Origin of the sequence: Amycolatopsis mongoliensis (assembly GCF_030285665.1) — a bacterium.
Taxonomy (GTDB): Bacteria; Actinomycetota; Actinomycetes; order Mycobacteriales; family Pseudonocardiaceae; genus Amycolatopsis; species Amycolatopsis mongoliensis.
The window spans coordinates 5806221-5825730 of record NZ_CP127295.1 but is presented as its reverse complement, the minus strand read 5'-3'; the positions used below and the strand labels follow the sequence as shown (position 1 = coordinate 5825730).

At 70.4% G+C, this 19510-nt stretch carries 12 protein-coding genes, 2 pseudogenes and 1 riboswitch; of the genes and pseudogenes, 7 read left to right on the top strand and 7 right to left on the bottom strand.

Annotated features, from left to right (window positions below):
- Positions 1-10: 10 nt before the first annotated feature.
- From QRX60_RS28315 to QRX60_RS28290, 6 genes are read right to left on the bottom strand one after another with little or no spacing between them, the layout of a single operon-like run.
- Entirely contained in the window at positions 11-1177 is a 1167-nt protein-coding gene (locus tag QRX60_RS28315) for an acyl-CoA dehydrogenase family protein (protein ID WP_285994466.1), read from the bottom strand.
- A complete protein-coding gene (locus QRX60_RS28310) occupies positions 1174-3123 on the bottom strand; it encodes an acetyl/propionyl/methylcrotonyl-CoA carboxylase subunit alpha (protein ID WP_285994465.1) in 1950 nt (649 codons plus the stop codon). Before QRX60_RS28310 ends, QRX60_RS28315 begins: the two co-directional genes overlap by 4 nt.
- A gap of 7 nt (positions 3124-3130) precedes the next feature.
- Positions 3131-4729, bottom strand: a complete 1599-nt coding sequence (locus tag QRX60_RS28305; protein ID WP_285994464.1) for an acyl-CoA carboxylase subunit beta — start codon at positions 4727-4729, stop codon at positions 3131-3133.
- The gene (locus QRX60_RS28300; protein ID WP_285994463.1) at positions 4726-5874 is read right to left on the bottom strand and encodes an acyl-CoA dehydrogenase family protein; all 1149 of its coding nucleotides are present in this window, start codon (positions 5872-5874) and stop codon (positions 4726-4728) included. Before QRX60_RS28300 ends, QRX60_RS28305 begins: the two co-directional genes overlap by 4 nt.
- Positions 5871-7559: an acyclic terpene utilization AtuA family protein gene (locus tag QRX60_RS28295; RefSeq protein WP_285994462.1), complete on the bottom strand. Its 1689-nt coding sequence runs from the start codon at positions 7557-7559 to the stop codon at positions 5871-5873. The genes QRX60_RS28300 and QRX60_RS28295 overlap by 4 nt, the downstream gene beginning before the upstream one ends.
- On the bottom strand, positions 7556-8347 hold the full coding sequence (locus tag QRX60_RS28290; RefSeq protein WP_285994461.1) for a TIGR03084 family metal-binding protein: 792 nt from the start codon (positions 8345-8347) through the stop codon (positions 7556-7558). Before QRX60_RS28290 ends, QRX60_RS28295 begins: the two co-directional genes overlap by 4 nt.
- 140 nt (positions 8348-8487) lie before the next feature.
- Between QRX60_RS28290 and QRX60_RS28285 the strand changes: the two genes are divergently transcribed.
- The 5 genes from QRX60_RS28285 to metE all read left to right on the top strand — a co-directional run bounded on the left by QRX60_RS28285 (position 8488) and on the right by metE (position 16955).
- Complete coding sequence (locus tag QRX60_RS28285) at positions 8488-9327, top strand: enoyl-CoA hydratase-related protein (RefSeq protein ID WP_285994460.1); 840 nt, start codon at positions 8488-8490, stop codon at positions 9325-9327.
- Positions 9324-9929: an acetoacetate decarboxylase family protein gene (locus tag QRX60_RS28280; RefSeq protein ID WP_285994459.1), complete on the top strand. Its 606-nt coding sequence runs from the start codon at positions 9324-9326 to the stop codon at positions 9927-9929. Before QRX60_RS28285 ends, QRX60_RS28280 begins: the two co-directional genes overlap by 4 nt.
- A 421-nt stretch (positions 9930-10350) precedes the next feature.
- Positions 10351-13254 (top strand): ribonucleoside-diphosphate reductase subunit alpha, encoded by a 2904-nt coding sequence (locus tag QRX60_RS28275; protein ID WP_285994458.1) that lies wholly within the window; start codon positions 10351-10353, stop codon positions 13252-13254.
- A 79-nt stretch (positions 13255-13333) separates the two neighbouring features.
- Positions 13334-14407, top strand: a complete 1074-nt coding sequence (locus QRX60_RS28270; RefSeq protein ID WP_285994457.1) for a ribonucleotide-diphosphate reductase subunit beta — start codon at positions 13334-13336, stop codon at positions 14405-14407.
- An 11-nt stretch (positions 14408-14418) separates the two neighbouring features.
- A riboswitch (cobalamin riboswitch) is annotated at positions 14419-14634 on the top strand.
- 98 nt (positions 14635-14732) lie between these two features.
- Positions 14733-16955 (top strand): 5-methyltetrahydropteroyltriglutamate--homocysteine S-methyltransferase, encoded by a 2223-nt coding sequence (gene metE / locus QRX60_RS28265; RefSeq protein WP_285994456.1) that lies wholly within the window; start codon positions 14733-14735, stop codon positions 16953-16955.
- 124 nt (positions 16956-17079) lie between these two features.
- On the opposite strand, the pseudogene QRX60_RS51800 reads toward metE, so the two are convergent.
- Positions 17080-17208: pseudogene (locus QRX60_RS51800) on the bottom strand (pyridoxamine 5'-phosphate oxidase family protein); the annotation flags it as partial.
- On the opposite strand from QRX60_RS51800, the pseudogene QRX60_RS28255 reads away from it, so the two are divergent.
- Together QRX60_RS28255 and QRX60_RS28250 are read left to right on the top strand one after the other, a co-directional pair.
- A pseudogene (locus QRX60_RS28255) lies at positions 17197-17748 on the top strand (AraC family transcriptional regulator); the annotation flags it as partial. The pseudogenes QRX60_RS51800 and QRX60_RS28255 overlap by 12 nt on opposite strands.
- Positions 17749-17835: 87 nt before the next feature.
- Positions 17836-19296, top strand: coding sequence for a cytochrome P450 (locus tag QRX60_RS28250; RefSeq protein ID WP_285994455.1), 1461 nt, complete (start codon positions 17836-17838; stop codon positions 19294-19296).
- Positions 19297-19510 lie beyond the last annotated feature (214 nt).

The following is a 19510-nucleotide window of genomic DNA, read 5'->3' as shown; positions in this document are numbered from 1 at the left end:
CGTTTCGGGATCAGTAGGACTTGGGCAGGCCGAGGCTGTGCTGGCCGACGAAGTTGAGCACCATCTCGCGGCTGACCGGCGCGATCCGGCCCAGCCGCACCGCCGTGACCAGCGTGCCGAGGCCGTACTCGGTGGCGAGGCCGTTGCCGCCGTGGGTCTGCACCGCCTGGTCGGTCGCGCGGATGGCCACCTCCGCGGCGGCGTACTTGGCCATGTTGGCCGACTCCCCCGCGCCGAAGTCGTCACCCGAGTCGTAGAGCGAGGCGGCCTTCTGCGTCATCAGCTTGGCCAGTTCCAGCTCGACCTTGATCTCCGCCAGCGGGTGGGCGAGCCCCTGGTGAGCGCCGATCGGCGTGCCCCAGACCTGCCGCTGGTTCGCGTAGGAGACGGCCTTGGCCAGCGCGTACCGGGCGATGCCGAGGGAGAACGACGCGCCCATGATGCGTTCCGGGTTGAGCCCGGCGAACAGCTGCGCGATCGCCGCGTCCTCCTCGCCGACCAGCGCCTCGGCCGGGAGCTTGACGTCGTCGAGGAACAGCGAGAACTGGTTCTCCGGCGCGACGATGTCCATCGGGATCTTCGTGTACTCGAAGCCCGGGGTACCGGTCGGCAGGATGAACAGCGCGGGCTTGAGCTTGCCGGTCTTCGAGTCCTCCATGCGGCCGACGACGAGCACGGCGTCGGCCTCGTCGACGCCGGAGATGTAGACCTTCCGGCCGCTGAGGACCCAGCCGTCGCCGTCGCGCTTGGCGGTGGTGGTGATCTTGTGCGAGTTCGACCCGGCGTCCGGTTCGGTGATCGCGAAGACCATCCGCCTGGTGCCGTCGGCGATGCCCGGCAGCCACTGCTTCTTCTGCTCGTCGGTGCCGAAGCGGGAGATCACGGTGCCGCAGATGGCCGGCGAGACGACCATGAGCAGCAGCGGCGAGCCCGCGGCGGCGAGTTCTTCGAGGACCGCGGCGAGGTCGGCGATGCCCGCGCCCCCGCCGCCGTACTCCTCGGGGATGTTGACCCCGAGGTAGCCCAGCCGGCCGGCCTCGTCCCACAGCTCGTGGGTCTTCTCGTCCGCCCGCGCCTTCTTGGCGTAGTACTCGTGCCCGTACTTGGCGCCGAGCTCGGCGACGGCCTTGCGGAGCGCGATCCGCTCCTCCGGCTCGATGAAGTTCATCGCGTTCATTCTGCTTCTCCCACCACCGCGAGGATCGTGCCCACTTCGACCTGCTGTCCGACCGTCACCGGCAGTTCCGCCACCACGCCGTCGGCGGGGGCGGCGATCCGGTGTTCCATCTTCATCGCCTCGAGCCACAGCAGCGGGTCGCCGGCCTTGACCGGGTCCCCGGCCTGGACCGCGAGCCGCACGACCGTGCCCGGCATCGGCGCGACCAGCGACCCGGCGGCCAGCGCCGCGTCCGGGTCGGCGAACCGCGGCGCCGCCGTCAGCGCCACTGAGCCGAGCACGGAGTCCACATAGGACACACCGTCGTGCCGGGCGACGTCGAAGGTGCGCCGCACCCCGGCGACGTCCAGGACGACCCGGCCGGGCTCGGCGGTGACCAGTTCGACGTCGTAGCCTTCGGCTTTCAAGCCGTCCCGGGTCAGCGAGTAGACGACCTCGTATTCGCGGTCGGCCACGGTGAAGACCTTGCGCTGCCCGGCCGAGCGGACGTTGCGCCAGCCGCTGGGCAGCCGGCTCTGCGTGGTGGCCGACGCCCGGTTGCCCGCCGCGTCCGCCAGGGCCGCCGCCAGCGCGGAGAGCCGCTCGGTGTCCACTGTGGCCAGCGGTGCGGCCAGGGTGTCCAGGCCGTGCCGGTCGAAGAACGCGGTGTCCGTCTCCCCGGCCAGGAACGCCTCGTGCCGCAGGATGGTCACCAGCAGGTCGCGGTTGGTGACGACCCCGTGGATTTTCGCCGCGGCCAGCGCCTTGGCGAGCCGGCGGGCGGCTTCCGCGCGGTTCGGCGCCCAGGTGATCACCTTGGCCAGCATCGGGTCGTAGTGGACGCCCACCACGGACCCGCTCTCGAACCCGGAGTCGAGCCTGAGCCCGGCGCCTTCGGTGAACCGCCGGTCCACGTCGGGGACCTCGAAGGTGTGCAGCGTGCCGCTCTGCGGCTGCCAGCCCGCCGCCGGGTCTTCGGCGTAGAGCCGGACCTCGATGGAGTGGCCGACGGTCGGCGGCGGGTCGGCCGGGAGCCGTTCGCCTTCCGCGACCCGCAGCTGCAAGGCGACGAGGTCGAGGCCGGTGACGTTCTCGGTGACCGGGTGCTCGACCTGCAGCCGGGTGTTCATCTCGAGGAAGTAGAACCGGCCGTCGGGCCCGGCGAGGAACTCGACCGTGCCCGCGCCGACGTAGTCGATCGCCTTGGCGGCCTTGCGCGCGGCATCGAACAGTTCCTCGCGCATCCCCGTATCGACGAACGGCGACGGCGCTTCTTCGACGACTTTCTGGTGCCGGCGCTGGATCGAGCACTCCCGTTCCCCCACCGCCCACACCGTGCCGTGCTGATCGGCCAGCACCTGGACCTCGATGTGCCGCCCGGTCTCCAGGTACCGCTCGCAGAAGACGGTCGGGTCGCCGAACGCGGATCCGGCCTCCGCACTCGCACCTTCCACGGCCTCGGCCAGCTCGTCGAGGGAGCGGACCACGCGCATCCCTCGGCCACCACCGCCCGCGGACGCCTTGACCAGCAACGGAAGATCCGCGTCGGTCACCGACGCCGGGTCCAGTTCGGACAGCACCGGGACGCCCGCCGCGGCCATCAGCCGCTTCGACTCCACTTTGGAGCCCATGGTCTCGATGGCCTCCGGCGGCGGCCCGACCCAGGTCAACCCGGCGTCGAGCACGGCGCGGGCGAACGCGGCGTTCTCGGACAGGAAGCCGTAGCCGGGGTGGACGGCGTCGGCGCCGGTGTCGGCCGCCGCCTTGACCAGCAGCTCGGCCCGCAGGTACGTCTCGGACGGCGCGTTGCCGGGCAGCCGCACGGCCGCATCGGCTTCGAGGGCGTGCGGGGCGGCGGCATCGGCGTCGGAGAACACCGCCACCGTGCCGATCCCGGCGTCGCGGCAGGTGCGGAAGACGCGGCGGGCGATCTCGCCGCGGTTGGCGACCAGCAGGTTCTGGATCATCGCTCACTCACATCCGGAAGACGCCGAAGCCCTCGGCGCCCTTCACTGGTCCATTGTGGATCGCGGACAGGCTCAGCCCCAGCACGGTGCGCGTGTCGCGCGGGTCGATGATGCCGTCGTCGTAGAGCATGCCGGAGAGGAACATCGGCATCGACTCGGCTTCGATCTGGCCTTCCACCATGGCGCGCATGGCCTTGTCGTGCTCCTCGTTGTACTCCTGGCCCCGGCTCTCGGCTGCCGCGCGGGCCACGATGGACAGCACGCCCGCCAGCTGTGCCGGGCCCATCACCGCGGACTTCGCACTCGGCCACGCGAACAGGAAGCGAGGGTCGTAGGCCCGCCCGCACATGCCGTAGTGCCCGGCGCCGTAGGACGCTCCCATGAGGACGGACAGGTGCGGCACCTTCGAGTTCGAAACGGCGTTGATCATCATCGCGCCGTGCTTGATGATGCCGCTCTGCTCGTACTCCTTGCCGACCATGTAGCCGGTGGTGTTGTGCAGGAAGACGAGCGGCGTGTGGATCTGGTTGGCCAGCTGGATGAACTGCGCGGCCTTCTGCGACTCCTCGCCGAACAACACACCCTGGGCGTTGGCGAGCACGCCGACCGGGTAGCCGTGGATGCTCGCCCAGCCCGTCACGAGCGAAGAGCCGTACAGCGGCTTGAACTCGTCGAAGTCGGAGCCGTCGACGACGCGGGCGATGACCTCGCGCGGGTCGAACGGCACCTTGAGGTCGGTCGGCACGATGCCGAGCAGGTCCTCGGTGTCGTACAGCGGCTCGGCGTAGTCCGGCTTCGGCGTCGGTCCCTGCTTGGTCCAGTTGAGCCGCTTGATGATGTTCCGGCCCAGGCGAATGGCGTCCTGCTCGTCCACGGCCAGGTAGTCGGCCAGACCGGACGTCCGCGCGTGCATCTCGGCACCGCCGAGCGACTCGTCGTCGGACTCCTCACCGGTCGCCATCTTCACCAGCGGCGGCCCGCCGAGGAACACCTTCGCGCGTTCCTTGACCATCACGACGTAGTCCGACATGCCGGGCAGGTACGCCCCGCCCGCCGTGGAGTTGCCGAAGACCAGCGCGACCGTCGGGCAGCCCGCGGCCGAAGCCCGCGTGATGTCGCGGAAGATCCGGCCACCCGGGATGAAGATCTCCTTCTGCGTCGGCAAGTCCGCGCCGCCCGACTCGACGAGGTTGATCGACGGCAGCCGGTTCTGCGCGGCGATGTCCGCGGCCCGGAAGCTCTTCTTCGTCGTCCACGGGTTGCTCGCGCCACCCTTGACCGTCGGGTCGCTCGCCGAGATCAGGCACTCGACGCCTTCGACGACGCCGATGCCGGTCACCAGGCTGGCGCCGACGCGGTAGTCGGTGCCCCAGGCCGCCAGCGGGGAGAGCTCCAGGAACGGCGAGTCCTCGTCGAGCAGCAGCTCGATCCGTTCGCGGGCCAGGAGCTTGCCGCGCTTGCGGTGGCGCTCGACGTACTTCTCGCCGCCGCCGGCCACGGCCTTGGCCTGCTCGGCGTCGATCTCGGCGAGCTTCTCCAGCATCGCCTCGCGGTTCGCGCCGAACTCGGCGGCCCGCGTGTCCACTGTGGACCTCAAGGTAGTCACGAGGTGTATCCCAATCGCTTCGCGGCCAGGCCGGTGAGGATCTCGGTGGTGCCGCCGCCGATGCCGAGGATCCGGACGTCGCGGTAGTGCCGTTCCACTTCGGACTCGCGCATGTAGCCGAGCCCGCCGTGCAGCTGGACGGCCTCGTTGACCACCCATTCGGCGGCCTCGACGGCGGTGTTCTTGGCGAAGCAGGCCTCGGCGATGACTTCCTCGCCCGAGACGTGCCGGATCGCGGCCTGCCGGGCGTACGTCCTCGCGACGTCCACGCGCCGCGCCATCTCGGTCAGCTTGTGCTGCACGACCTGCCGCGAGATGAGCGGTCGGCCGAACGTCTCGCGCAACCGGCACCAGTCCAGCGTCAGGTCGAGGGCCCGCTGAGCGTGCGAATACGCCTGCACGGCCAGCGACAGCCGTTCGGTGACGAACTGGGTGGCGACCTGCGCGAACCCGCTGTTCTCGACGCCGACGAGGTTCTCCACCGGCACCCGGACGTCCACGTAGGACAGTTCGGCGGTGTCGGAGCAGAGCCAGCCCATCTTCTCCAGCTTGCGCGAGACGGTGAACCCCGGCGTCCCGCGTTCGACGACGATCAGTGACAGCCCGTGCGCGCCGTCGCCGCCGGTGCGCACGACCGTCGTCACGAAGTCCGCGCGGCAGCCCGAGGTGATGTAGGTCTTGGCGCCGTTGATGACGTACTCGTCGCCCTCGCGGACGGCGGTGGTGCGGATCCCGGCGACGTCCGAACCGCCGTCCGGCTCGGTGACGGCGAGCGAGCCGATCTTGTCGCCGGCCAGCGTCGGGCGGACCCAGCGTTCGATCTGCACCGGGTCGTTCGCCTCGGCGATGTGCGGCACGGCGATGCCGCAGGTGAACAGCGACGCGAACAGCCCGCCGGACCCGCCCGCGTAGTGCATCTCCTCGGCGACGACCAAAGCGTCGAGGTAGTTGCCGTCGCCGCCGCCGATCTCCTCGGGGAAGGCGACGCCGAGCAGGCCGAGGTCGCCGGCCTTGCGGTGCAGTTCCCGGGGCAGTTCCCCGGCGCGCTCCCAGTCGTCCAGGTGCGGCAGGACCTCCTGCTCGACGAACTTCCGCACGGTCTTGCGCAGCTCGGCCCGCTCGGGCGTCCGGAACGGATCGGTCACAGGAGCACCTCGGGGATGTCGATCTCACGGGACCGCAGCCACTCGCCGAAGGCCTTGGCCTGCGGGTCGAACCGCGCCTGCGACGCGACGCCCTCGCCGAGGATGCCCTCGACGACGAAGTTCATCGCCCACAGGTTCGGCAGCAGGTAGCGCGTCACCGGCAGGTCGGCGGTCTCGGGCAGCAGCAGCTTGAACTCGGCGATGGTCAGGCGGTGGACGAGCCACCGCCACGCCTCTTCCGACCGCACCCAGACGCCGAGGTTGGCGTTGCCGCCCTTGTCCCCGCTGCGGGCGCCGGCGATCGTGCCCAGGGGCACCCGGCGCACCGGGCCGTGGTCGAGGGGCTCGGGCAGCGCGGGTTCGTCCACATCGGACAGCTCCCGGGTGGACACCGAAGGCGCTATGTCGACTCGCATCCCGTCCGGCAGCACGGCCACGTGCGGGACCTGCCCGGCGTCCACGTAGGCCGCGGTGTAGACGCCGTACGGCGAGGCATCCGACGGCGGCGCGGTGACGTGGAACCCGGGGTAGCTGGCCAGCGCCAGTTCGACGGCCGCCCCGGTGAACGCGCGCCCGGCCACCTTGGGGTCGGCGTCCTTGACGGCGACGTGCAGCAGCGCGCTCGCGGTCTGTTCGGTGTCGGCGTCCGGGTGGTCGGTCCGGGCCAGCGTCCACTTGACGTCGGCGGGGGGCCGTTCCTTCAGCGCCGCTTCGAGCTGTTCGCGCACAAGCGCGGCCTTCGCCTCGATGTCGAGTCCGGTGAGGACGAACGTCGTCTCGTTGCGGAACCCGCCGAGGGTGTTCAAGGCGACCTTCAGCGTCGGCGGCGGAGCCTCACCGCGGACGCCGGAGATGCGGACGCGGTCGGGTCCGTCTTCGGTCAGCGAGAGCGTGTCGAACCGGGTCGTGACGTCCGGCCCGGCGTAGCGGGCGCCGGTGATCTCGTACAGCAGCTGCGCGGTGACCGTGCCGGCGTTCACCACGCCGCCGGTGCCCGGGTGCTTGGTGATGACGCTGGAGCCGTCGGCCTCGATCTCGGCGATCGGGAACCCCGGCACGCCCAGGGAGTGCTCGGTGAAGAAGGCGTAGTTCCCGCCGGTGGCCTGGGCACCGCATTCGATGACGTGCCCGGCGGCGACCGCGCCGGCGAGGGCGTCGAAGTCGTCGCGGGCCCAGCCGTAGTGCGCGGCCGCCGGCCCGACGATCACCGAGGCGTCGGTGACGCGCCCGGTGACGACGACGTCCGCGCCCGCGTTCAGGCACTCGACGATCCCCCACGCGCCGAGGTAGGCGTTGGCGGTCAACGGTTTCCCGAGCTTCAGCTCGGCGGCGCGCGCGACCAGGTCGTCGCCTTCGACGTGCGCGATCTTGACGTCGAGACCGAGCTTGTCGGCCAGTTCGCGCAGGGCGTCCGCGAGCCCGGCGGGGTTGAGGCCGCCCGCGTTCGCGACGATCTTGACGCCGTTTTCCTTGGCCAGCTCGAGGTTCTCCTCCATCTGGCGGAGGAACGTCTTGGCGTAGCCGCGGTTCGCGTCCTTCATCCGGTCGCGCCCGAGGATGAGCATGGTCAGCTCGGCGAGGTAGTCGCCGGTGAGGACGTCGAGCGGGCCGCCGGTGAGCATCTCGCGGACGGCCGAGAAGCGGTCGCCGTAGAACCCCGAAGCGTTGCCGATGCGGAAAGTCATGCGAACTGCCCCGGTTTCCGTCCTTCACCGGGCGGTCCGGCGAAGGCCTGCGCGATGCCGAGCCATTCCTCGACGTCGGCGCCGTGCGCGACCAGGTCCGTGTCGGCCGGGTGCCGCCGCTGCGTGGCCACCAGGCAGAAGTCGAGCGCGCTGCCGGTGAGCTTCTGCTCGGCGTCCTCCGGGCCGAACGCCCAGGTGGAGCCGTCCGGCGCGATCAGCTCGACGCGGAACTCCTCGGCCGGGGGCGCGAGCGAGTTGAGCTTGTAGGCGAAGTCGCGGGTCCGGGTGCCGAAGCGGGCGATGTGCCACAGCCGCGCGGTCGGTTCGCGCGTCAGACCGAGGGCGTCGAAGATGTCCTGGCCGTGGGCCCAGGTCTCCATCAGGCGGGCGGTGACCATGGAGGCCGCGCTCATCGGCGGGCCGTACCAGGGCAGCTTCTGCCCGTCCGGCACGGCGGCGAGGGCTTCGGCGAGCTGCTTGCGGCCGGCCCGCCAGTCTTCGAGGATCTCCCGCGGCGGCCGCGCCGCCCCGGCCGCGGCGCCGTCGTCGACGTAGTTCTCCCCCACCTTGAGGAGCTCTTCGACCTCGGCCTGCCAGTCCTCCGGGTGAGCCGCCGCGATGTAGGCCTTGCGGTCGGTCCAGGCCAGGTGGGCGATCTGGTGCGCGATCGTCCACCGAGCGGCCGGTGTACCCCGTGCCCAGTCGGACGCGGGCAGGTTCGCCACCACGTCGTCGATCGTCCGTGATTCCGCGTCGAGATCCCCGAGGATCACGCCGAGGTCCGCCATCCGCCGCCTCCTTGCGTCCGACGCCCAGCGTCGCACCGCCCCTCGGAAAAATCAAGCGCGCCTGATTGTTTCAGCCCGGACGCAGCGGATCCACTATTGACATCTTGCCAGTAGTGGCGGACTGCAATACGTTCGTCGCCATGGCCGACTACGCCGAGATCACCTACGCCGTCGCGGACCGGATCGCCACGGTGACGTTGAACCGCCCGGAGGCGCGCAACGGCTACACGATCCGGATGGCCGACGAGCTCGGCGCCGCCATGGACCGCGCGGACCGCGACGAAGACGTCCGCGTCGTCGTGCTGACCGGGGCGGGCAAGGACTTCTGCGTCGGCGCCGACTTGTCGCAGGGCGGCTTCGACTTCGATCCGTCGACCGGCCCGGACGCGGCGTGGCAGGAGCCCGCCGGCCGCTGCTCGAAGCGGATCTTCACGATGAACAAGCCGGTGATCGCGGCCCTGCACGGCGCGGCGGTCGGCGGCGGCGTCACGATCACGCTGTCGTGCGACTACCGGCTCGCCTCGGAGGACTCGCGCTTCGGCTTCGTGTTCACGCGGCGCGGCATCTACCCCGAAGGCGCCTCGGCGTGGTTCCTCCCCCGGCTCGTCGGCATGGGGACCGCCCTCGACTGGATGATCAGCGGCCGGGTGTTCCCCGCTGCCGAGGCCCTCGAAAAGGGCCTGGTACACAAGGTCTTCCCCACCGGAACCGTGCTCGACGAGGCGTACGAGCTGGCGCGCGAAATCGTGTCGACGACGGCGCCGGTGTCGGTCGCGGTCACCCGCCAGCTGCTCTACCGGATGGCGAGCGCCGAGTCGCCGTTCCCGGTGCACGAACTCGACTCCCGGCTGATCGGCGGGCTGGGCGCGAACCCGGACGCCGTCGAAGGGGTCATGTCGTTCCTGCAGAAGCGGCCGCCGTCGTGGGGCCTGCGCGTGGACAAGGACCTGCCCGACTACCTGCCCTGGCTGGAGAAATGAGCCTCTACCCGCCGCAGCCCTGGACCCTGACCGCCGACGCGCGGGTGTCGGTCTGGCGCGTACCGCCTTCCCGGCTGCCCGCGTTGCCGGCCGGCGTTTCGCCGCTGGTCGTCGCCGGGCACGCGTCGGTGTTCACGGCGTGGATCGACTACACCCCGCCCGGGCAGCTGGCCTACCACGAGCTGCTGGCCGCGGTGTCGATCAAGGCGCGGCGCGTGTCCTGCTCGATCACCGAGATCTGGGTCGACAGCGAGGCGTCCCTGGCGGGCGGCCGCGAGCTGTGGGCGATCCCGAAGGACCTGGCGACGCTGGACTTCACCGGCGGCCGCACGTTCACGGCCACGGCGGCGACGGCCGACGACTGGATCGCGACGGCGGCGTTCACCCGCCGGCCCGCGCTGCCGCTACGGGTCCCGACGTCGTTCGAGGTGGCCCAGGAGCGCGACGGCCTCCTGCGGACCCCGGTGGGGGCCAAGATCAGCCCGCGCCCGGCATCGGCGGACTGGAGCTTCAACCCGCACGGCCCGCTCGGCTACCTCGACGGGCGGCGCCCGGTGGCGAGCCTGGAGTTGCCCGCGTCGGAACTGCGCTTCGGCGCCTGACCCTCCGCGCGCTCCGCCCCGCCCGCACGTAGTGAATGACTCATTCATGTCACCAGACGACATGAATGAGTCATTCACGTCATCGGCCCCGCGCACCCACCGACCGGACCACCCGGCACCCGTGGTCCACCCGAGCCCGGACGGCCTCGGAACCTACCCCCGAACCCCCGCGCCCGCCCCTTGAGCAGCACCTCTCAGTGATCACGTAACCCGGCAGGGTGAGAGCGCGACACGCCACCCCTTGGGTCCCGCGCGGCTGATCACCCCTACATGTAGTCTCTGGTGACCGGCAGGGCCCAGCGACGGGGAGACCGCTGCAGAGTACTGCCGGGCAGCTTTGAAGAACCTGCAGCGCACGGCCTCGCGAGGCCGTGCGGCGATCGAACGCGCCCATTTTTTCGAGAGCACAGTGGAGACACGCATGTCAGTCGAAACCGGTCAGCGGCCGTCCGCTGCCGACACACCCACCGCGATCCGGGTCATCCGGCGGGACGGCAGCGTGTCGCCGTTCGACGCCGGGAAGATCTCGGTCGCGCTGACCAAGGCGTTCCTCGCGGTCGAGGGTGGCGACGCCGCCGCGTCCTCCCGCGTGCACCACGTCGTCGCCGAGCTGACCCAGCAGGTGGAGACCACCCTGCTGCGCCACGCCGGCCCCGAGACCGCCCTGCACATCGAGCAGATCCAGGACATCGTCGAGCTCGCCCTGATGCGCGGCGAGCACCACAAGGTCGCCCGCGCGTACGTCCTCTACCGCGAGGAGCGCAGCAAGGCCCGCGAGGCCGTGAAGCCGGCCACGGCCGAGGTCGCGCTGAACGTCAAGGGCGCCGACGGCGTCCTGCGCCCGCTCGACTGGGCCCGCGTCTCCCACGTCGTGGGCGAGGCCGTCGCCGGCCTCGAAGACGTCTCGGCCGAGCCCGTGCTCGCCGAGGCCAAGCGCAACCTCTACGACGGCATCAGCGCCGACGAGCTGGCCCTGGCCCAGGTCCTGGCCGCCCGCGTGCTGGTCGAGCAGGAGCCGAACTACTCCTACGTCTCCGCCCGGCTGCTGCTGGACAAGCTGCGCGGCGAGGCGCTGAGCTACCTCGCGAAGAAGCCGCGCCTGGCCAGCCAGGACGAGATGGCCACCGAGTACCCCGCGTACTTCCGCGCCTACCTGCGCCGCGCGATCGAACTGGAGCTGGTCGACGCCGAGCTGCAGCGCTTCGACCTGGACAAGATCACCGCCGCGATCCGCCCGGAGCGCGACCTCGACTTCGGCTTCCTCGGCCTGCAGACGCTCTACGACCGGTACTTCCAGCACCACGACGGCACCCGCTTCGAGCTGCCGCAGGCCTTCTTCATGCGCGTCGCGATGGGCCTGGCCATCCGCGAAGACGACCGTGAAGCCCGCGCCATCGAGTTCTACGAGCTGCTGTCGAGCTTCCACTTCATGGCGTCCACCCCGACGCTGTTCAACTCGGGCACCACGCGCCCGCAGCTGTCGTCCTGCTTCCTGACCACGGTGGACGACGACCTGGACTCGATCTTCCAGGCGTACAAGAACAACGCGCTGCTGGCCAAGTACTCCGGCGGCCTCGGCAACGACTGGACCCCGGTCCGCGGCCTCGGCGCGCACATCAAGGGCACCAACGGCCAGTCGCAGGGTGTCGTGCCGTTCCTCAAGATCGCCAACGACACCGCGGTCGCGGTCAACCAGGGCGGCAAGCGCAAGGGCGCGGCCTGCGCGTACCTCGAGACCTGGCACGTGGACATCGAGGAGTTCCTCGACCTGCGCAAGAACACCGGTGACGACCGCCGGCGCACCCACGACATGAACACCGCGAACTGGGTGCCGGACGAGTTCCTCCGCCGCGTCGAGGCCAACGCCGAGTGGACGCTGTTCTCACCGAACGAGACCCCGGACCTGCACGACCTCTACGGCAACGAGTTCGCCGCCCGCTACCGCGAGTACGAGGCGATGGCCGACCGCGGCGAGATCAAGGTGTTCCGCCGGATCCGCGCGGTGGACCTGTGGCGCCGCATGCTGACCATGCTGTTCGAGACCGGCCACCCGTGGATCACGTTCAAGGACCCGTGCAACCTGCGCTCGCCGCAGCAGCACGTCGGCGTCGTGCACTCGTCCAACCTGTGCACCGAGATCACGCTGAACACCACCACCGACGAGGTCGCGGTCTGCAACCTCGGCTCGGTGAACCTGCTCAAGCACGTCACCCCGTCCGGTCTGGACACCGAGCGCCTCGAGAAGACCGTGCGCACGGCCGTCCGGATGCTGGACAACGTGATCGACATCAACTTCTACACGATCCCGGAGGCGCGCCGCTCCAACCTGCGCCACCGCCCGGTCGGCCTGGGCATCATGGGCTTCCAGGACGCGCTGTTCGAGATCGGCGTCCCGTTCGCCTCCGAGGAGGCCGTGAAGTTCGCCGACGTCTCCATGGAGCACCTCTCCTACTACGCGATCTCGGCGTCGACCGACCTCGCCGAGGAGCGCGGGCAGTACCAGTCGTTCGAGGGATCGCTGTGGAGCAAGGGCATCCTGCCGATCGACTCGATGCAGCTGCTCATCGACGCCCGCCAGGGTGACGGCCTCGATGTCGACTTGTCGTCCACTTTGGACTGGGCGCCGCTGCGCGAGCGGGTCAAGACCGTCGGCATGCGCAACTCCAACGTGATGGCGATCGCGCCGACCGCGACGATCTCCAACATCTCGGGCGTCGGCCAGTCGATCGAGCCGCTGTTCCAGAACCTGTTCGTCAAGTCGAACATGTCCGGCGACTTCACCGTCGTCAACCCGCACCTGGTCAAGAGCCTCAAGGCCCGCGGCCTGTGGGACGAGGTCATGGTCAGCGACCTCAAGTACTTCGACGGCAGCCTCGGCCAGATCGACCGCGTGCCGGACGACCTCAAGGCGCTGTACGCGACGGCGTTCGAGATCGAGTCGAAGTGGATCGTCGACGCCGGTTCGGTGCGCCAGAAGTGGATCGACCAGGCGCAGTCGCTGAACCTCTACATCGCGGCGCCGAGCGGCCGCAAGCTCGACGAGCTGTACCGCTACGCGTGGCACAAGGGCCTCAAGACCACGTACTACCTGCGGGCGCAGTCCGCGACGCACGTGGAGAAGAGCACCCTGCGCGGCACCGACGGCAAGCTGAACGCCGTCTCGGCCACCCCGGCCCCCGCGGCGGCCACCCCGGCTCCCGCGCCGGCCCCGACGCCCGCCCCGGCCCCGTCGCCCTCGCCGGCCCCCGCGCCGGACGTCGACTTCGTCGCCACCGAAGGCGCCGCCTGCCGCATCGACGACCCCGACTGCGAAGCCTGCCAGTAAGCCTCCCGCCGGTCGTGAGTGGTAATTCGGGTTAGAACCCGAATTACCACTCACGACCCACCTGCATGAAGTGAGTGACATGACCAACGTGGAGACGACGGACGCGACCGGCCTCGGGGAGATCGAGGTCGGCGCCGCCCGGATCAACGTCGACGACAAGCGCATGATCAACGCGCGCGCCGACGTCAACCAGCTGCTGCCGATGAAGTACACGTGGGCCTGGGAGAAGTACCTGGCCGGCTGCAACAACCACTGGATGCCGACCGAGGTCGCCATGCAGGCCGACATCGCGCTGTGGAAGTCGAAGGACGGCCTCACCGAGGACGAGCGGCAGATGCTCAAGCGCAACCTGGGCTTCTTCGCGACCGCGGAGTCCCTGGTGGCCAACAACATCGTGCTCGCGGTGTACCGGCAGATCACCAACCCCGAGTGCCGCCAGTACCTGCTGCGCCAGGCGTTCGAGGAGGCCGTGCACACGCACACCTTCCAGTACATCTGCGAGAGCCTCGGCCTGGTCGAGGGCGAGCTGTTCAACATGTACCGCGAGGTCCCGTCCATTTCGGACAAGGACGCGTGGGCGCTGAAGTACACGCAGCACCTGGAGGACCCGGACTTCAAGACCGGGACGCCGGAGGCCGACACGGCGTTCCTGCGTGACCTCGTCGCGTTCTACGTGATCTTCGAGGGCATGTGGTTCTACACCGGCTTCGCGCAGATCCTGTCGCTGGGCCGCCGCAACAAGATGGTCGGCATCGCCGAGCAGTACCAGTACATCCTGCGCGACGAGTCGATCCACCTGAACTTCGGCATCGACTGCATCAACCAGATCAAGATCGAGAACCCGCACCTGTGGACTTCCGAGTTCCAGGAAGAGGTCCGCGGGATGCTGAAGGAGGCGTGCGAGCTCGAGGTCAAGTACGCGCGCGACACCATGCCGCGCGGCATGCTCGGCCTGTCGGCGCAGCTGTGCGAGCAGTACATGCACTTCATCACCGACCGGCGCGCGCAGCAGATCGGCCTCCAGCCGATCTTCGGCGAGACCGAGAACCCGTTCCCGTGGATGTCCGAGGCGATGGACCTGAAGAAGGAGAAGAACTTCTTCGAGACCCGCGTCATCGAGTACCAGTCGGGCGGCGCTCTCGACTGGGACTGATCCTTCCCGCTAGGCTCGGCCACGCCACTGGTTCCCCCAGGGCGTGGCCGAGCTGCGTCGTGGGGGAGGCAACAGGGAACCCGGTGCGATTCCGGGACTGCCCCGCAGCGGTGAGTGGGAACGAAAGCCGTCAAGAAGCACTGAGCGACCAGCTTGGGAAGCGACGGCCGGTAGGCGAAGGCACGGCGCCCACGAGTCCGAAGACCTGCCCGTGGTGCGCGCGCCGACGGCGTGCGCGAGTCCGGGCCTCGCGGGATGGGCACGACCGAAACGCTCGCCTTCGCGCGCGTCCGGGCTCTTCGGACTAGCTCGCGAGGAGAGAGCTGTGACCATCGGCACCACTGTGCTCGGCTACCCCCGGATCGGCCCGGACCGGGAGCTCAAACGCGCTCTCGAGCGCTACTGGGCGGGCCGGATCGACGCGTCCGCGTTGCTCGCCACCGGCCGCGACCTGCGTCGACGGACCTGGTGCGAGCTGCGGGACGCCGGGCTGGACTCGATCCCGTCCAACACGTTTTCGCTGTACGACCACGTGCTCGACACCGCCGAGCTGTTCGGCGTGCTGCCCGCCCGGCCGGGTCTTTCGCCGCTCGACACGTACTTCGCCGCCGCGCGGGGCGTCCAGGACGCGCCGGCGCTGGAAATGACGAAGTGGTTCGACACGAACTACCACTACCTCGTCCCCGAGCTGGGCCCGGACGCCGAGTTCACGCTCGCCGGGACCAAGCCCCTCGACGAGTACCGGGAGGCCCGCGCCCTCGGGATCGAGACGCGGCCGGTGCTGGTCGGCCCGGTCACGTTCCTGCTGCTGAGCAAGGCCACCGGCGGGTTCGCCCCGCTGGACCTGCTCGACGCGCTGCTCCCCCGCTACGCCGACCTGCTGGCGAAGCTGCACGACGAGGGCGTCGAGTGGGTGCAGCTGGACGAGCCCGCGTTCGCCGCCGACCGCACCGAGGCCGAGCTGAACGCACTGATCCGCGCCTACCACCGGCTCGGGAAGGCGCTGTCCCGGCCGAAACTGCTGGTCGCCGGGTACTTCGGCGGGCTGGGCCGCGGGCTCGGTGTGCTGGCCCGTGCCCCGATCGACGCGCTGGCCGTCGACCTGGTCACCGACGAGTCCTTTGTGGACGCCGTGGCGGCCGAACCGGCTTTGCGGGACAAGGAGGTCCTGGCCGGGGTCGTCGACGGGCGCAACGTCTGGCGGACCGACCCGCAACGCGCGCTGAGCCGCGCCGCGACCCTGCTCGGCGTCGCGAAGTCGGTCAGCGTCTCGACGTCGTGCTCACTGCTGCACGTCCCCTACGACGTTTCGCGAGAGGACCTGCCCCTGCGGCTGAAGAAGCGTCTCGCCTTCGCGCGGCAGAAGGTCGACGAGGTCGTACTGCTCGGCCGGGCCCTGCGCGGCGCGCCTGCCGGTGCCGCGGTCGCGGACGAGGCCGAACCGGCCGACGCTCACGTGCGCGCCCGGCTGGCGGCGCTGCTCCCGGAGCACACGGTCCGGGCGCCCTACGCGCAGCGCGCCGCCGCCCAGCGGGCCGCGCTCGGCCTGCCGCCGCTGCCGACCACGACGATCGGCTCGTTCCCGCAGACCGCGGAGGTCCGCCGGGCGCGGGCGGCACATCGCGCGGGCACGCTCGACGACGCCGGCTACGCCGACGCGATGCGCGCCGAGATCGAGCGCGTCGTGCGGCTGCAGGAAGACCTCGGGCTCGACGTGCTGGTGCACGGCGAGCCGGAGCGCAACGACATGGTGCAGTACTTCGCCGAGCAGCTGGCTGGCTTCGCGGCGACGGCGCACGGCTGGGTGCAGTCCTACGGCTCCCGCTGCGTCCGCCCGCCGATCCTCCACGGCGACGTCTCGCGGCCGGCGCCGATGACCGTGTCGTGGGCGAAGTACGCGCAGAGCCTGACGGCGAAGCCGGTCAAGGGCATGCTGACCGGCCCGGTGACGATCCTCGCGTGGTCGTTCGTCCGCGACGACCAGCCCCTGGCCGAGACGGCGCGGCAGGTGGCGCTGGCGATCCGCGACGAGGTGCACGACCTGGAGGCGGCGGGCATCCGCGTCGTCCAGGTCGACGAGCCGGCGCTGCGGGAACTGCTGCCGCTGCGGCGGGCACGGCACGAGGAGTACTTCGCCTGGGCGGTGTCGGCGTTCCGGCTGGCGACGTCCGGGATCGCCGACGCGACGCAGATCCACACGCACATGTGCTATTCGGAGTTCGGCGAGGTGCTGCCGGCGATCGACGCCCTCGACGCGGACGTCACCAGCATCGAGGCGGCGCGCTCGAAGATGGAGGTGCTCACGGACCTGAACGCGGGCGGCTTCGGCCGCGGCGTCGGGCCCGGGGTGTACGACATCCACTCGCCGCGGGTGCCTTCGGCGGCCGAAGTGGCTTCGTTGCTGCGGACGGCGGTGGGTGCGGTGCCGGCTTCGCGGGTGTGGGTGAACCCGGACTGCGGCTTGAAGACGCGGGGCTACGCGGAGGTGGAACCGGCGCTGCGCAACCTGGTGGCGGCGGCCCGGGAGGTCCGCGCCGAGCTGCGCTGACGGCCGCCGCCCCCCGTTTCCCACTCTAGCCGCGGGGTCCGACAGAACGCGCTCCCCAAAGCCGTGAATGGCACATTGAGGGACTCTACGTCCCTCAATGTGCCATTCACGGCTTTGGGGCGGGTCAGTAGGCGTAGCGGTGCACGGTTTCCGGGTGCAGGACCAGACGGACCGGGTCCGTGGCGAGGATTCCCTCGAGGTCGGCGGCGCGGGCCGGGTCGTCGAGGTTCCAGTAGCGCGCGGCGAGGTCGGCGCCCGGCTGCTGGACGCGCTGCCCGCGGTGCTGCGCGTCGGTGGCGGGGGCACGGGTGACGCCGTGCTGGACCACCTCGCCGCCGAGGTCGCCGTCGACGCGCCCGGCCAGCAGGTGGTGCTCGACCGGCTGCTGGACTGGATGCTGGTCTGCACGCTGCGCGAGTGGTTCGACCGGCCCGGCGGCGAGCCCCCGGCCTGGTGGACCGCCCAGCGCGACCCGGTGGTCGGCCACGCGCTGCGCCTCCTGCACGCCGAGCCGGCCGCGCCGTGGACGGTGGGGGCACTGGCCGGCCGTACCGGGGTGTCGCGGTCGACGCTGGCCAAGCGGTTCGCCGACCTGGTCGGCGAGCCGCCGCTGGCCTACCTCACCCGCCGCCGCATGGCGCTCGCGGCCGACCTGCTGACCGAGAGCGAAGACAAGACCATCGCGGAAGTCGCCCGTGCCGTCGGGTATTCCGACGCCTTCGGGTTCAGCGCCGCGTTCAAGCGGGTCCGCGGCGCGAACCCGAGCGAGTTCCGCCGCGCGGCGGCGCGCTGAGAAGCCACCCGAAAAGAGGGCGGCCCAGGTGTTGTCACATCGTCAACAAGGGTGCATCGTGGAGGGGTAGCCGTTCTCAGCGGGGAGATGGTCACTTTGCCGGGCACCGTGAGCCGAGCCGCCGAAGCACTGCGCGAGCGCGTCCCGCCGCTGACCGCGCTCCCCCTCCCCCGCGGGGTCGACCAGCGCTGGCTGCAGTCGCGCTGGCCCGTCAAGGAACTCGCGACCCCGCCCGCGGGCAGCGGCCTCAAGCCCGTCCTCGGCGACGAAGGCCCGCCGGTCGTCGGGCACATGCTCGAGATGATGCGCTTCGGCCCCGCGTTCGGCCTCCGCCGCTACGAGCTCTACGGCCCGGTGTCGTGGACCGGCGGCTTCGGCCGGCGGATCGTCGCGCTGTCCGGGCCGGAGGCGACGCAGATCGCGCTCGTCAACAAGGACAAGGCGTTCTCGCAGGAGGGCTGGAAGTTCTTCATCGAGAAGTTCTTCGAGCGCGGCCTGATGCTGATGGACTTCGGCGAGCACCACCTGCACCGCCGGATCATGCAGGAGGCGTTCACCCGGCAGCGGCTCACCGGCTACGTCAACGAGATGGGCCCGGCGCTGCGCGAAGGCGTCGCGAGCTGGGGGTCGGCCGAGCGGCCGCGGCTGTACTGGGCGCTCAAGCAGCTGACCCTCGATGTCGCGACGCGCGTGTTCATGGGCATGCGCAGCGGCGGCGACGCGCACCGGATCAACCGCGCGTTCGTCAGCTCGGTGCGCGCCGGCACCGCACTGGTGCGCTTCCCGGTGCCCGGCGGGCGCTGGTCGGCCGGGCTGCACGGGCGCAAGGTCCTCGAGCGGTACTTCAGCGAAACCCTGCCCGCCAAGCGGAAATCGGACGGCGACGACCTGTTCACCGCGCTCTGCCACGCCACCACCGAGGACGGCGACCGGTTCACCGACACCGACATCGTCAACCACATGATCTTCCTGATGATGGCCGCGCACGACACGACGACCATCACCAGCAGCGCGATGGCGTACTACCTCGCCAAGCACCCGGAGTGGCAGGAACGCGCCCGCGAGGAGTCCCTCGCCCTCGGCGACGACGTCCTCGACATCGACGCCATCGAGAAGCTCGAAACCCTCGACCTCGTCATGAAGGAAGCGCTGCGGCTCGTCGCGCCGGTGCCGTCGCTGACCCGCCAGACCGTCAAGGACACCGAGGTGCTCGGCCACTACATCCCCGCGGGCACCCTGTGCGGCGTCTCGCCCACGGTGAACCACTTCACGCCGGAGTGCTGGACGAGCCCCTTCGAGTTCGACCCCGAGCGGTTCGCCGAGCCGCGCCGCGAGGACAAGTCCCACCGGATGGCGTGGATGCCGTTCGGCGGCGGCGCGCACAAGTGCATCGGGCTGCACTTCGGCGGTCTCGAGGTGAAGTTGCTGATGCACGAAATGCTGCGGGCCCACCGCTGGTCGGTTCCGGAGAGTTACACCGCGAAGTGGGATTACGTGTCCTTGCCGGTGCCCGCCGACGGTCTCCCGGTGCGCCTGGCCCCTCGCTGACCCGGGCACTGTCCACCACGGCATACGGCGTGTAACAAAAAGTTACCGCTTGTGGAGATTCGTTCACTCGTTCAGCCGGTAGACACCCCGTTACGCGCATGATGGCGTGGCATCGGTCACGGGCGAGGGGTACCTAGGGTGGCTTCATGATCCCCGACACCGTGTCTGAACTGGCCTGACCTGTGCGTGAAGAGGTGGAGTGTGCCTGAGTCCG

Excerpts from the sequence above, each read along its gene's own strand:
- QRX60_RS28315 (WP_285994466.1), bottom strand. The coding sequence starts at position 1,177 with ATGAACGCGATGAACTTCATCGAGCCGGAGGAGCGGATCGCGCTCCGC.
- QRX60_RS28310 (WP_285994465.1), bottom strand. The coding sequence starts at position 3,123 with ATGATCCAGAACCTGCTGGTCGCCAACCGCGGCGAGATCGCCCGCCGC.
- QRX60_RS28295 (WP_285994462.1), bottom strand. The coding sequence starts at position 7,559 with ATGACTTTCCGCATCGGCAACGCTTCGGGGTTCTACGGCGACCGCTTC.
- QRX60_RS28290 (WP_285994461.1), bottom strand. The coding sequence starts at position 8,347 with ATGGCGGACCTCGGCGTGATCCTCGGGGATCTCGACGCGGAATCACGG.
- QRX60_RS28285 (WP_285994460.1), top strand. The coding sequence starts at position 8,488 with ATGGCCGACTACGCCGAGATCACCTACGCCGTCGCGGACCGGATCGCC.
- QRX60_RS28280 (WP_285994459.1), top strand. The coding sequence starts at position 9,324 with ATGAGCCTCTACCCGCCGCAGCCCTGGACCCTGACCGCCGACGCGCGG.
- QRX60_RS28275 (WP_285994458.1), top strand. The coding sequence starts at position 10,351 with ATGTCAGTCGAAACCGGTCAGCGGCCGTCCGCTGCCGACACACCCACC.
- QRX60_RS28270 (WP_285994457.1), top strand. The coding sequence starts at position 13,334 with ATGACCAACGTGGAGACGACGGACGCGACCGGCCTCGGGGAGATCGAG.
- QRX60_RS28250 (WP_285994455.1), top strand. The coding sequence starts at position 17,836 with ATGGTCACTTTGCCGGGCACCGTGAGCCGAGCCGCCGAAGCACTGCGC.